This is a genomic window from Microbacterium sp. NPDC055455 (genome assembly GCF_053619935.1).
The window spans coordinates 1,144,106-1,156,802 of sequence record NZ_JBSHLB010000001.1 but is presented as its reverse complement, the minus strand read 5'-3'; the positions used below and the strand labels follow the sequence as shown (position 1 = coordinate 1,156,802).

Annotated in this window: 13 protein-coding genes; 3 read left to right on the top strand and 10 right to left on the bottom strand. The window is 72.9% G+C overall.

Annotation, left to right across the window (positions count from 1 at the left end; all coding sequences use genetic code 11):
* Nucleotides 1–4 precede the first annotated feature (4 nt).
* On the top strand, nt 5–586 hold the full coding sequence (locus ACWGUG_RS05105) for a thermonuclease family protein (protein WP_452324021.1): 582 nt from the start codon (nt 5–7) through the stop codon (nt 584–586).
* Nucleotides 587–601: 15 nt separating this feature from the next.
* Here the strand turns inward: ACWGUG_RS05105 and ACWGUG_RS05100 are convergent, their stop codons facing one another.
* Complete coding sequence (locus ACWGUG_RS05100) at nt 602–1,000, bottom strand: DUF1304 domain-containing protein (RefSeq protein WP_336393618.1); 399 nt, start codon at nt 998–1,000, stop codon at nt 602–604.
* A gap of 35 nt (nt 1,001–1,035) precedes the next feature.
* On the opposite strand from ACWGUG_RS05100, the gene ACWGUG_RS05095 reads away from it, so the two are divergent.
* Entirely contained in the window at nt 1,036–1,785 is a 750-nt protein-coding gene (locus ACWGUG_RS05095; protein WP_336393619.1) for a LysR substrate-binding domain-containing protein, read from the top strand.
* Nucleotides 1,786–1,977: 192 nt separating this feature from the next.
* Here the strand turns inward: ACWGUG_RS05095 and ACWGUG_RS05090 are convergent, their stop codons facing one another.
* The 4 genes from ACWGUG_RS05090 to ACWGUG_RS05075 all read right to left on the bottom strand — a co-directional run bounded on the left by ACWGUG_RS05090 (nt 1,978) and on the right by ACWGUG_RS05075 (nt 7,463).
* Nucleotides 1,978–4,479, bottom strand: coding sequence for a CHAT domain-containing protein (locus ACWGUG_RS05090; protein ID WP_452324020.1), 2,502 nt, complete (start codon nt 4,477–4,479; stop codon nt 1,978–1,980).
* A gap of 58 nt (nt 4,480–4,537) precedes the next feature.
* Entirely contained in the window at nt 4,538–6,319 is a 1,782-nt protein-coding gene (locus tag ACWGUG_RS05085; protein ID WP_452324019.1) for a S8 family peptidase, read from the bottom strand.
* A gap of 69 nt (nt 6,320–6,388) precedes the next feature.
* Nucleotides 6,389–6,856: a hypothetical protein gene (locus tag ACWGUG_RS05080; protein WP_336393622.1), complete on the bottom strand. Its 468-nt coding sequence runs from the start codon at nt 6,854–6,856 to the stop codon at nt 6,389–6,391.
* Nucleotides 6,846–7,463, bottom strand: a complete 618-nt coding sequence (locus ACWGUG_RS05075; protein ID WP_336393623.1) for an RNA polymerase sigma factor — start codon at nt 7,461–7,463, stop codon at nt 6,846–6,848. The genes ACWGUG_RS05080 and ACWGUG_RS05075 overlap by 11 nt, the downstream gene beginning before the upstream one ends.
* A 126-nt stretch (nt 7,464–7,589) precedes the next feature.
* Between ACWGUG_RS05075 and ACWGUG_RS05070 the strand changes: the two genes are divergently transcribed.
* On the top strand, nt 7,590–8,333 hold the full coding sequence (locus ACWGUG_RS05070; protein WP_452324018.1) for a glutamine amidotransferase-related protein: 744 nt from the start codon (nt 7,590–7,592) through the stop codon (nt 8,331–8,333).
* Between the two features lies 1 nt (nt 8,334).
* Here ACWGUG_RS05070 and ACWGUG_RS05065 read toward each other — a convergent pair whose 3' ends face one another.
* The 5 genes from ACWGUG_RS05065 to ACWGUG_RS05045 form a co-directional block, all read right to left on the bottom strand.
* Complete coding sequence (locus tag ACWGUG_RS05065) at nt 8,335–9,135, bottom strand: tryptophan-rich sensory protein (RefSeq protein ID WP_452324017.1); 801 nt, start codon at nt 9,133–9,135, stop codon at nt 8,335–8,337.
* Nucleotides 9,136–9,216: 81 nt separating this feature from the next.
* On the bottom strand, nt 9,217–9,702 hold the full coding sequence (locus tag ACWGUG_RS05060) for a glutaminase (RefSeq protein ID WP_452324016.1): 486 nt from the start codon (nt 9,700–9,702) through the stop codon (nt 9,217–9,219).
* Nucleotides 9,699–10,892 (bottom strand): cation:proton antiporter, encoded by a 1,194-nt coding sequence (locus tag ACWGUG_RS05055; protein ID WP_452324015.1) that lies wholly within the window; start codon nt 10,890–10,892, stop codon nt 9,699–9,701. Before ACWGUG_RS05055 ends, ACWGUG_RS05060 begins: the two co-directional genes overlap by 4 nt.
* 62 nt (nt 10,893–10,954) lie before the next feature.
* Entirely contained in the window at nt 10,955–11,755 is an 801-nt protein-coding gene (locus tag ACWGUG_RS05050; RefSeq protein WP_452324014.1) for a GTP pyrophosphokinase, read from the bottom strand.
* 58 nt (nt 11,756–11,813) lie between these two features.
* Nucleotides 11,814–12,653: a transposase gene (locus ACWGUG_RS05045; protein ID WP_336393629.1), complete on the bottom strand. Its 840-nt coding sequence runs from the start codon at nt 12,651–12,653 to the stop codon at nt 11,814–11,816.
* Nucleotides 12,654–12,697: the final 44 nt, after the last annotated feature.

Below are 12,697 nucleotides of genomic sequence, written 5' to 3'. Positions count from 1 at the left end.
CGGGGTGATCAAGCGCGTCCTCGTCGGTACCCTGCTGCTCGTCATCGCGGGCGCGGCACTGTGGTGGGTCTCCAGCCGTCAGGACGCGACCCCTCCGCCCTCGCCCGCCGCGGAGACCCCGGTCGGCGCACCGATGGGCGCCATGCCGGCGATCCCGGCCGACGCGTTCGAGATGACCGTCGAGAGCGTCCACGACGGCGACACGCTGCGCGCCCACGTGGCCACTCCCAACCGGGTCGTCACCGATCAGGAGACGACGCGCGTGCGTCTGCTCGGTGTGGACACGCCGGAGGTCTCACCCGAGGTCGAGTGCTGGGGCGCGGAGGCGACAGCGAGCCTGACGTCGCTCGTTCCAGTGGGATCCACCATCTGGGTCACCACCGACGTCGAGCCGCAGGATCAGTACGGCAGGACCCTGCTCTATGTCTGGACCCCTGACGGCCGCTTCGTCAACGGCGAGCTCGTGGCCCGCGGCGACGCGCGCGTCGAGGTGTACTCGCCCAACCGCGAGCACGAGGCGACGCTGCGATCGCTGGAGTCCACCGCGGTCGCCGCGTCGGCCGGCCGCTGGGGCGCGTGCGACTGAGCCATCGGCGGCGCGTCAGGCGAAGAGGAACAGCACGAAGCCGATGAGCGGCAGCGTCCCCTGGATGAGCGCCGCGCGCAGGTACTTCATGCCGGTCGTCAGCAGCACGAGGGCGGCCGCCACCATCGAGCCCAGGCTGAAGAGCACGAGCGCGAGGCCGGCCGCCCGCAGCGGGGCGGAATCCGCACCGGCGTAGACCAGCACCAGACCGATGACGACGCCGACGGCGAGGAACAGGTTGTAGAAGCCCTGGTTGTACGCCATCGGCTTCGTAATGTCCGCGGCCGCCTGGTCGGCCACCCCGAACCGCCGCCAGATCCGCGGCTGCGTCCACTGCACGCTCTCCATCACGAAGATGTACACGTGCAGCAGCGCGGCCAGCGCTGCGAAGACCGTCGCCAGGATCGCCACCATGAGCGAACGATAGCGCCCCGGCTACGCTGAACGGTATGGCGAAGGGCGGGGCACGCGCGGGTGGGCGGGGACGGGGCACGCCGCCGAAGCGCGGCAACACCGCCGGCCGTGCGCAGAAGCCCGGGCCCACCCGGTCCCGGCGGCCGCAGCCGTCGCCGGCTCCTTCCCCCGTTCCGCCCGGCGATCCGGCGCCGCCGGTGTTCACGCTCGGCGCGATCGCCGGGGCGACGCCCGGCAGGTGGATCGACACGTGGAACGAGCGGATGCCGCGCACCGCGCTGGAGCTGGTGCCGCTGGCCACCGACGACGAGCGGCGGGCCCTGCTGGACGGCGATGTCGACGCGGCGCTGGTGAGGCTCCCGATCGACAAGGACGGGCTGCACGTCATCCCGCTGTACGACGAGGTGCCGGTCGTCGTCTGCGCCGCGGACTCGCACCTCACCGCGGCGGACGAGCTGGACACCGCCGACCTCGTGGGCGAGGTGCTCATCGTGCCCGGGGACGACGTGCTCGGCATCCGGATCCCCGGCACGCTCTCGCCGGCCTTCGACCCTCCCGCCGAGACCGCCGATGCGATCGCCACCGTCGCGGCCGGGGTGGGGATCGTGGTCGTCCCGATGTCGCTGGCTCGCCTGCACCGGCGCAAGGACGCGGACTACCGGCCGCTCATCGACGGCCCCTCGTCGACGGTCGCGCTGGCGTGGGTGGCCGAGCGGAGCACGGCCGCCGTGGAGACCTTCGTCGGGATCGTGCGAGGTCGCACCGCCAACTCGTCGCGCGACTGACTCCGCAGGGCGAGGAGAGGGGTGCCGCCCCAGTTCCCACGCGGCACCCCTCGCGGACCGGCGCCGAGACGCGCAGCCCGATCTGCGTTCCCCAATGCCTCGCGTCGCACCCGACCCCCCGTCGGCATGCCGAGCCTGTCCGATGATGAGGAGTGCGCGGCATCCGTCCTGATACAAGCGCGGTGGATCGGGTCAGAAGCCGGCGCCGTGAACCTGGAACGGGGCGACGATGCCGGTGCGCTCTGACGCCTCGGCGAGCGCGACCGAGGGCGCGGTGCCCGCTGCGAGCCCCTCGTGGACGGCGCCCAGCAGCTCGCACGCGTTGTCGTCCGCGACGACCACCGGAGCGGCGATCACGCTGCGCGTCCCGGCGTGCAGCCAGATGCGGGTCATCCCGAGCGCCTCCTCACCCCACCGGACCGACGAGCGTCCGACCTCGCAAGCCGAGAGGACGACGGTGTCGGGCACACGCGGGATGAGATCGATGTCGTATCCGAAGAGCGCGCCGTCGGCCAGCTCGAGACCCGAGAACATCGGGTTATCGGCGGCGTGCCTGCCGTGCGCGGCGACGTGCAGGACGTCCACGCGCGAGGCCAGGGCAGTGACGTCCGCGACCGTGGCGCCGACGCCCGTCCGCACCTCGGCCTGCCGCCAGGCCGCCGAACCGGCCGTCACCTCCTCCTCGCCGCGGGCGACCCGCGGTCCCGCCGCGAAGCCGGCCGACCCAGGAGGCGTCCACTCGCGTGAGCGCTCGCGGAGCCAGGCCGAGACCGAGGAGGCGATCGAGATCGGCTGCCGCCGCAGCGCCGGCAGCATCATCCAGGGCACTCCCGAGAGCACGCCGGGCGCAGTGATGAGGACGCGCTCTGCGCGCCTGAGCAGCCCGTCGACCGGTGTGCAGAGCACCTGCGACAGCGTCTCGAGACGCGCGTCCAGGCCGCGGCGGACCACCGCGGCCATCGGCCCGACGACGGTCGCCGACATGTCGAGGTCTGCGCGCAGGCCGCCCAGCGCCGAGCGCGCCGCCGCCCAGTCCAATCCGACGAGCTCGCTGCCCTGCTTCGACACCACGAGCGCCGCCAGCTGGTTGCCGTCGAACACATATGAGACGAGCACCTCGCCGTCGCCGAGCTCGCCGACGGCGTCGTCGAGCGACGCGCGTCCGGTCTGCTCGCCGGCGGCGGTCTGAGACCACTGGCGCTGGCGGGCGCGGTCGCTCAGCAGCGAGGCACGAGGGTCCGACAGCCAGTCGCCGTCGGGGTGGGCGGTGCGCAGCACCCGCAGCTCGGCGAGGTCGGCGGCCAGCTGCGGGTCGGGCGGGGGCCGCAGCGGCAGCACGAAGCCCGTCAGTGCCCGTGCGCGCTCCGACCACTCGAAGACGGCGGCATGGCTGCCCGACCGCAGCGCCGACGAGAGGCCTGTGGTCGCCAGCCCGATGCCGCGCATGGCGGCCGACACCTGCAGGTCGAGGCTGCCGAAGGACTGCCGGTTGCGGTCGAGGAGGTCGAGCCCCGCCGCGGCGTGCCGGCGGGTGTCGCCCTCCCGGCCGCGGTCGGCGGCGCGCGCCGCGCGCAGCTCGTGCGCCAGCAGGCCCACCTCCAGGGGCGTGCGCGGGCCGACGCGGGTGCCCGGATCCGACGCCGCCCCCCGGCGGTTCGCGCGCAGGCGGGCCAGCGCATCGGTCAGCCGGAGCGCCTCCGCCTCGGAGCGGAATCCCTGCGCCTCGAGCTTCTCGGCGACGGCGGCGACCTTCGCGCGCGAGGGCAGCCGGCGGGCCACCCGCACCGGCATCCCGCTGCGGTCCAGGCGGCCGACGGCCAGGCGCGCGCGGAGCCCGATCGCGTCGGCCCGCACCGCCCAGCCCGGACTTCCGATGGCGGCGAAACGGCGGGCGGACGCAGCGGCGACGGCGCCCGCGCGCGCCGGGTCGTGGCTCAGCAGCGACCGCGCGAGATGGTAGTCGGCGGTCGCCCTGTCGCGCGGTGCGCGGTGCCGGCCGAACGCCGCCGACACGGCCGAGAGGCTCCGCTCAGCCTCCGTCACGAGCCCCGCCTCGCGGAGCACCTCGGCACGGTCGAGCTCATTCACCGCCGCCCACATCGTGGAGGCGTCGTCCAGCGGCTCGCGAACGGACTGCATCGTCTGCAGCGCCGCCACGAGATCACCCGCGAGCATCAGGGTGTAGCCGCGGTTGTGCACCGCGAGGTTCGCCTCGGTGGTCATCCCCGCCTCGCGGTACGCCTGCTCGGCCGCGGCGAGGTCGGCCAGCGCCGTGTCGAGCTGACCGCGCTGCATGTCGACGAGGCTCCGGTTGATCCTCATGTTGGCCTGGCGCACCGGCTCGTCCCGAAGCCCCCGGATGCTCTTGTCGAGCCACGCCGCCGCGTCGTCGAGCAGACCGCGCTCGAGGGCGAGGGCGCCGAGCTGCCCGTGGAGCTGCGCGATCGTCACGGCGTCCAGGCCGTCCTGACCGAGCACGTCCAGGCAGAGCCGCTCGCCTGCGTCGACGTCGCCGGTGCGCGCGAGCACATACGCGGTGGTGCCCGCGATGCGGGCCGTCAGATTCCGGTCGCCGTCGCGCTCGGCGGCGGCGCTCGCCTCGGCGAGCACGCGCTTCGCGTCGGTGTAGCGACCCCGATTGGCCAGCTCGACCCCGCGGGCATACGACGCCCCCGCGTCGAGACCAGTCCCCATGGAGCAATCATGGCGCGAAGAGGGCCCGCGGAGCGACGACGGATGCCGCGCTCCGCCGCTACCCGGAGGGGAGCCGCGATCGGTCCACCGCCGTGATCGCCTCGACCGCCTCGTCCACGGGGTGCTTCCTGCGTCCGGCGACGGCGGCGCCCATCAGCTGCGGGGCGAGCTTCGCCGCCACCGTTCCCGCGACGTACGGCGCGGCGAACGAGGTGCCGCTCCACACGGCGAACCCTCCCTCGTCGCCGTTGTCGAAGTCGTCCGGATCGAGGCTCTGGCGACGGCGCTGCCCGCGGTCGTTGCGCGAGCCTGCCTGGAGGCCGCCCTCGAAGGACGGGAAGACGCTCAGCACCGACGTCCCCGGGGCGTAGAGGTTCACCCAGTCCCCGATGTTGCTGAACAGCGCGACCGAGGTGCGCTGCGGGTTGAGCGCACCGACGGCGAAGTGCCGCGCGGCGTCGCCGTCCGGATCGTCGAAGCTGAGGAGCGGGTCTCCCCAGTTGTACAGCGCCGCCGGGAAGGTGGGACGCTCGGTCGCGTCGTTCCCGGCCGAGCAGACGATCACGCAGCCGCGGGCTCGGAGGCTGCGCAGCGCCTCGTACATGCGCAGGCTGAACCGTCCGTCCTCGGGGGTCTCGTGGTAGTAGCCGAGCGAGAGGTTCAGCACGTCCACAACGTGCGGCTCCGCCTCCGTCCCCGCGTCGATCCAGTCCGCCAGCTGCTCGAGCGCCGTGATCAGCTCGCTCTCGAGGACGCTGCCGTTGCTGTCGGCGACCCGGATAGCGATGAGGTCGGCGTCGGGACAGACCTGGCGCAGCACGCCCGCGACGAACGTCCCGTGCCCGGCGGCATCGTCGAGGAACCCGTCGAGCGGGCCGGCGAGGTCGCCGAAGCGCTCGGGGTCGGTCGCCGGGTCGTTCACGCCGATGACGCCGGAGCCGTCCGCGGCGTCGATCGTGCGCACGACGGACCGGCCGTCGGGCGCGGTGAACCAGGGGTGCTCGCCGCAGCCGGTGTCGGCGAAGGCGATGACGGGTCGCCGGCCGCCGTCCGCGAGCGTGTGCCGGTCGGTCGGCGGAGCGCCGATGAAGGTGACGAGTTCCAGTCCGCCCGATCCGGGGTAGGCGTAGCCGTCGGTGCCGCTCGGGTTGGTGCGCCCGTGCGGATTCGTCCGCCCGTGCGGATTCGTGCGGCCGTGGGGGTTGGTGCGGCCGTGGGGATTCATGTCGATCGGGTCGACGCCGAGCACGTGGTCGAGGCTGACCTGTGCGAGCACGGGATCGTCGACGGCGCGGGCACGCCGGGTCTTCACCTCCGGCTCGGCCGCGGCCTCGGCGCGGTGGGGCGGGTCGTTGGCGATCGCCGCCTCGAGCGACACGCTGCGCGTCGCGGCCGCACGCGCCGCGGAGTCAACCTCCTCCGCGGCCGCCTCCCGCCGCGCGAGGGTGCGGGGGGAGACGCCGAGGCGCTCGGCGATGAGCACGTCGCGGCGCGCCTGCTGCAGCAGACGCCAGGCGTCCACGGGCGGCACGGGCTCGTCGTCGCGGTTCTCCCGCGGCGCCTGGACGATCCGCGCACGCGAGAGCGCCGCGGTGTCCTTCCCGCTCGGGAGCGGCTGCACCTCGACGTCCCAGCCGAGCTTGGCCGCGGCCCCCTTCAGGGCCTCCTCGGCGGCGGCGGGGTCTCCCGAGATCACCAGGTGCCCCGGCACGTACACCGTGTCGTACGCCTGAAGGCCGGGGACCGGCTCGCGGCGGGGGTCGAGGACGACGCCCTTCGGTTCCCCCGCGACCTCTCGCTCCCGCCAGGTGCGCCGCTGCGCGCTCTCGCCCTTCGCCATGTCTTCTCCCTCATCACATGCGGAATCCGCGGCCCCCAGGCCGCGGCATCCGTCTCTCGGAACTGCGTGTCAGACTTCGAACTGCGGGGTCTGGAAGTCGTGCATCGCCCCATCGGCGTCGCGGACCACCAGGCGAAGCCGCGCCACCCCTGGCGTGACCTCCTCGAAGGCGAACCGACCGTGCTCGCCGGGTTCGGCCGACCATTCGCGGTCGTCCTGGACGAGCCGGATGGCCAGCGCCGTGGCATCCACCCATCCGTCCACGCGCCGGCCGCCGCCCTCGGTGGCCGTCACGTGCAGCAGCACGCTCGTCGTGCCGTCGCTGAACTGCAGCGTCGCGGTATCGGTCTCTCCGCGCACCGCCGCGAGCGTCCCCTCCACGAGGGTCAGCAGCGCGTACTCGCGCGAGAGGTCCTCGACGGCCACTGCGGCGACCATGCGGTCGACCAGGTCGGCGGGAACCGGATCGACGTCCTCCCACATCCGGCGCATGCGTGCGAACAGTGCGGCATCGGCCGCGAAGTCCTCAGTTTCCATCGTCGTCCCCTCTCCATCCGTCGCCCTCGAGAACGGCGCGCAGCTTCGCGAGACAGCGCTGACGGGTCGGTCCGATCGATCCGATGGGCATCGCCAGGTCTTCGGCGATGCGGGCGTAGTCGGGGCGGTCCTCGAACGCGACGATCCGCAGCAGGCGCTGGCATCGGTCGTTGAGCGTGCCGACAGCGGTCCAGAGGCGACGCGTCTCGTCGTCCTGCGCTGCCGTCTGCTCGGCGGATTCGTGGACAGGAAGGTGCGGTTCGAGCGACTCGGCCTCGGTCGCATCGGCGCGCCGATGCTGCTTGCCGACCCGCCACGCCTCACGGCGTGCGCACATCGTGAGCCACCCCGACACCGCGAGCGGGTCGAGGATGGTCTCGTGACGGCGAACGAGCGTCAGCCACGTCGTCTGCACGACGTCCTGAGCGAGCGCGTGGTCGAGACCGTACGCCCGGACGACGTGCCACAGCGGCGGCGTCATCAGGCGGACGAGCTCATCCATCGCACGGCTGTCGCCCTCGCGCCACCGCACGAACAGCGCGGCGGCTCGCTCCCATCGCGCCGGCTCCACGGAGTCGACGGATGGCTCGGCGCCCGTATGCGTCATAGCGCCCATTCTGTCCACACCATGCCCGAGCACGGAAGTGTCGGTCTGATACACGCGACGACCTGACCGATTCCGCAGATTTCGGCCGCCTCGCCCGCCGTGCGGGCGGAGACCTAGACTGCGTGCATGACCACCCGGCCGCTGCTCTATGTCTGCGTGCGCCCGCAGCTGAACGCGGCGGCAGCCGAATACGAGTCCTTCCGCGCCGCGATGCGCGTGGACGCGGACGCCCTGGCCCGCCACGATCTGGTGCGCGATCCGCTGCCCGCCGACGTGTTCGACCAGTACGCCGGCTTCCTGATCGGCGGGAGCCCCTTCAACGTCGCCGACCCCGAGTCGACCAAGACCGACGCCCAGCGGCGGCTCGAGGCCGAACTCGAGCGCATCGCCGAGCACGCGGCCTCGGGCATGGGTCCGGCGGCGCTGTTCACCTGCTACGGGATCGGCGTCGCGACCCGCACGCTGGGCGGACGGGTGAGCCGCGCCTTCCCCGAGGACACCGGCCCCGTCGCGATCGAGCTCACCGACGCCGCCTTGGCCGACCCGGTGTTCGGCGGCCTCGCGGACCGCTTCACCGCGCTCACCGCGCACAAGGAGGGCACCGAGGAGCTGCCGCACGGAGCGGTGCTGCTCGCGTCGAACGAGGAATGCCCCGTCCAGGCGTACCGCGTCGGCGACCGGCTCTACGCCACCCAGTTCCACCCGGAGCCCACGACGAAGGCCTTCACCGAGCGCATGGCGGTCTACCGGGACGACGGCTACTTCGAGTCGGCGCACTTCGACACGATCGCCGCGCGCGTGCTCGCGGCGTCCGTGACCGAGCCGGCACGGCTGCTGCAGGCCTTCGCCGCCCGGTTCGCGAGCGCCTGACTCACGCCGACGCGTTGCGGACGGACGCCGCTTCGCGCAGGATCGTGCCGATCACGGCCGCCGCGAGGACCGCGAAGGCGACGATGAGCGCGGTGATGCCGATGGCCGTGCTCGGCGGTTCGCCGGACAGTCGTCCGACGGCGAGCCATGACAGTCCCCAGGCGATCGCCAGCGCCGGGCCGAGCCGCCAGCCGCCGGCGGCCTCGATGCCGAGGCCGATCACGGCGACGGCGATCAGCACGACGACGCCCCAGAGATCGGCGGATGCCTCCCACTCGGGTGGGCCGATGACCGTGAGCCACGCCGTGATGTTGGCCACCGTCGCGAGGGTCACCCAGCCGAGGTGGAGACCCGTGACACCGTCGACGAGCAGCCGGTCGAGCCAGCCGTCGGCCGGGTCGATGACCGTCCGGTGGAAGGTCACCCCGAGGAGGGCCAGCAGCACGATGATGACGAGCACGGTGAGCGCCAGCGAGCCGAACTGGGCCGCGACGAGCCACAGCCCGTTCACCATCATCGTGCCGGCGATGAGCCACCCGAGCGTGCGCTGCCGGTCGCTGCGGCGCTGGGCCGGCAGCGCCTGCCAGATCGTGTAGGCGAAGAGCCCGAGGTAGATCACGGACCAGATCGCGAACGCCGGCCCCGCGGGGGCGAGATACGAGCCGTCCTCGTCCAGCGCGCCGTCCTGCAGGTTCTCCACGGATGTCCCACCGAAGACGCCGGAGCCGACCATCGCGGCGACGATCATGAAGCAGAACGCGCTGATGACGACGATCTGCCGGAGGAGGTCGCGTCGCGCCATGGTCTCACCGTAGGCGCGCGCGAGAGGCCCGGCCACCTCTTGACCCGACCCAGGCCCGTTGGTAAGCGCTTGGCGGGCGCTCTACGCGCCGGTGGGCGGATCGAGCAGCAGTGCGACCCGCTCGGACAGGTATGCCTCGAGCGGCATGAGTCCGCCTGAGATGCTCCAGCGGATGCTGGGAACGCCGTCGTCGGAGATGAGCGGACCGGATGCCTCTCCCCTGTCGACGGCGTCGGGCCGCAGCATCCGCCATCCGATGTGGACGGTCTCGCCCTCCGCGAAACCGCCGCGGCGTGCCGCCGCCGCGAGCTCGGCGCGGTGACGCTGGGACTCGGCGGTGTACCCGCGCCGAGCCTCCGCACGGGCGCGGACGACGTCGCCCGTCGCGCACACGGCGTCGTCGGCGAGCAGCAGCACCCCCAGGTGCCACGCGGTTCCCCGCGGCTCGATTCGCGGCGGTCGCGAGACGCCGAGGATCCGCCGGGGCACGACGAGCTCGCCGAGGGCCTCGCGCGGGGCTCCGGCCAGCTGCGCGCGGGCCCGGTCCAACAACTCGGCAGTGGTCATGCCATGTCGTCCTGGAGCACGTCGCCGGCGACGCGGTCCCCCCGCAGCGCCATCGCCACGACGGGGAAGAGCAGCACCGACAGCATGCCGGTGGCGATGAGGGCCGCCTGGTGCCCCGTCGACAGGACGCCCTCTTCGACGCCGATCGCGGTGACGGCGACGATGATCGGGAGGCCTGTCGCCCCCAGGAGCGCGATCGAGAGCCGATCGCGCGGCGTCGAGCCCTCGGGCGCGGCGAGCGTCGACGGAAGACCGCGGATCACCAGCAGAGCTGCAAGACCGACCGGAAGCAGCAGGAACAGCGAGGGCTCGTCGAGCAGCGCCTGGAGGTCGAACGTCACTCCCGTGTAGACGAAGAAGATCGGCACCATGAACCCGAACGCGACGCCCTCGATCTTGCTCTCCACGGCCGCGGCGTCCTCCTCTCCGGCGTCGCGCATGAGGAGGCGCCAGATGATCCCGGCGGTGAAGGCGCCGAGGAGGAAGTCCAGGTCGAACACGATGCTCAGCGACACGAGCGCCGCGAGGATCAGCAGCACGACCCGGATGGCGAACTGGCCCGACGTGTGCAGGGTCGACGCGACGAAGGCGTGCATCGCCCCGTGCGGGATGCGGAACGCCAGCCAGATCGCGCCGGCGGCGATGAGCGCGAAGGCGATCAGGACGAAGGTGGACAGGCCGGGGTTGCGGCTTCCCAGGAAGATCGAGATCGCGATCAGCGGCCCGAACTCCCCTACGGCGCCGAGCGCTCCGACGGTCCGGCCGAACGGGGTGTGCAGCTCGCCGGCGTCGCGCAGGATCGGCAGCAGCGTCCCGAGCGCCGTCGAGCAGAGCGCGATGCCGATCACGATCGCCGCTTCGCCCGGTGCGATGAGCCACCCCAGGCCGATGCCGAGCACCAGGCTCACGATCCACCCGAGGCCGGCCCGGCGCCCCAGCCGGCCGCGGAACGACCCGAACGCGATCTCGGTGCCGGCGACGAAGAACAGCATCGCCAGGCCGAAGTCGGCGAGCGTCTCCACGAACGGGTTCTCGCTCGCCCAGCCCAGCACCGAGGGGCCGATGACGATCCCGAGCACGAGCTCGAACACCACGATCGACACCCGCAGCCACCGGCCGACCAGCCGCGCGAGAACCGGAGCCAGCACCGCCACCGCCGGGATGAGGATGAGCGTGGGTTCCAGATGCACGGGTTCAGGGTAGCGGCAGGCCTCCGGCGCGCACCCGGCCTTCGCGCGGGGCGACCGAGCGGCTACAGCGAGACGGGCCGGTCCCGGGCGTCGCGGGGCCGCGCGGGCGCGGCATCCGTCGACGGACCCGGCGCGGCGACGGCGGCGATCTCGCGCACCGCGACGGGTGCGGCAGCGCCTGCGCCGCCGCCCTTGATCTCACGGTGCAGGCGCTCCATGCGCTCGTCGAGCTCGGCCGCGCTGTCGGCGGCGTCCTTGAGGCTCGCGAGCAGCTCATCGGGCACGCGCGTGGCGTACTTGTAGTAGATCTTGTGCTCGAGGCTGGCCCAGAAGTCCATCGCGATGGTGCGGAACTGCACCTCGACGGGCACCTCGATGCGTCCGGTCGAAAGGAACACCGGCACCTCGAGGATCACGTGCAGGCTCTTGTAGCCGTTGGGCTTCGGTGCGGCGATGTAGTCCTTCACCTGGATGACGCGCACGTCGTCCTGCGCGGTGAGCAGGTCGAACAGCCGGTAGACGTCGGCGACGAAGCTGCACGTGATGCGGATGCCGGCGATGTCGGTGATGCTGCGGCGGATGGAGGCGAAGTCCCCGTCGATGCCCTTGCGCTGCACCTTCTCGACGAGGCTGTCGGGGGACTTCACCCGGCTCGAGACGTGCTCGATCGGGTTGTAGTCGTGCGTCAGCAGGAACTCCTCGCGGAGGATCCCGATCTTGGTCTCGACCTCCTGCAGCCCGAAGCGGTACTCCATCATGAACCGCTGCAGCTCGTCGCGGAGCTCACGCAGCTCGCTCGGCGAGACCGTGATCTCACCCTCGTCGGTCGCCGTCACGGACACCACGGGTGCGGGAGTCGCCATGGGTCTCACGGTAGGACGGCGGCCTACGAGTGTGCTGTGAGTGGCGGCGGGACGACCTTCAGAGGTCGTCGAGCGCCTGCTGCGCGCGCTCGGACTCCTTCGCGGCGGCGCGCGCCTTCGCGACGGCATCGGCCCGCTCGCGCTCGATCGCGTCGAGCTTGCCGACGGCGGCATCCTCATCGGCCTCGAGCGCGGCCAGATCCCTGCGGAGATCGTCGATGCGCTCCCGCACGTGATCGACCCGCTCCTGGGCCTTGGCCTGGCGCGTCTCGACCCGGGCGAGCTCGCGCTCCGCCTCGCCGGCCAAGCGCTCGGCCTCCCGCGCGGCCTTCTCCGCCGCGCGGCGCGCGCGCCGCTCGGCCAGGTCGTCACGCGGCGGCGGCGCGACGACTCCCGGCACCGAACCGCCGACCGCGTCGGCCAGCGCGCTCGGGTCGATGTCGCCCGCCTCCAGCGCCTTGACGAGGCGCCCGGTGAGCACGGCGGCGGCGGCGGCGGCATCCATCACCGCCGCGTTGATCGTCTTCTCGGCCTCCTCGCGGGCCGCGGGACTGAGCGCGACGCCGGCGTCGGCGGCGAGGCCGGCTGCCTGCTTCGCCAGGGCGGCGACCAGCTGGCGCCGCTGCTTGCCCAGCCGCGACAGCTCGGCCGCGTCGAGGTCGTCCTGTGCCTCGCGGAGCGCGGCCGAGAGCTCGAGTGCCTCCGAGAGCTGCCCTTCGCGCGCGAGCAGATTCACGCTCCACGCCGGCACGGTGGGCTTGCGCAGCGCTTTCAGCTGCTTGGCGAGGCCCGGCGCGGCACGTCCCGCACGGGCGTTGCGGGCGGCCGTGAACTGCGCGGGTGGCAGCGCGTACAGCTCGGCCGCGATCGCATCGAGGTCGTCGGCATCCTTCGCCATCCCCTCATTGTGGCCGCTCCCCGCGATCCGACCCGCGCCCTGCC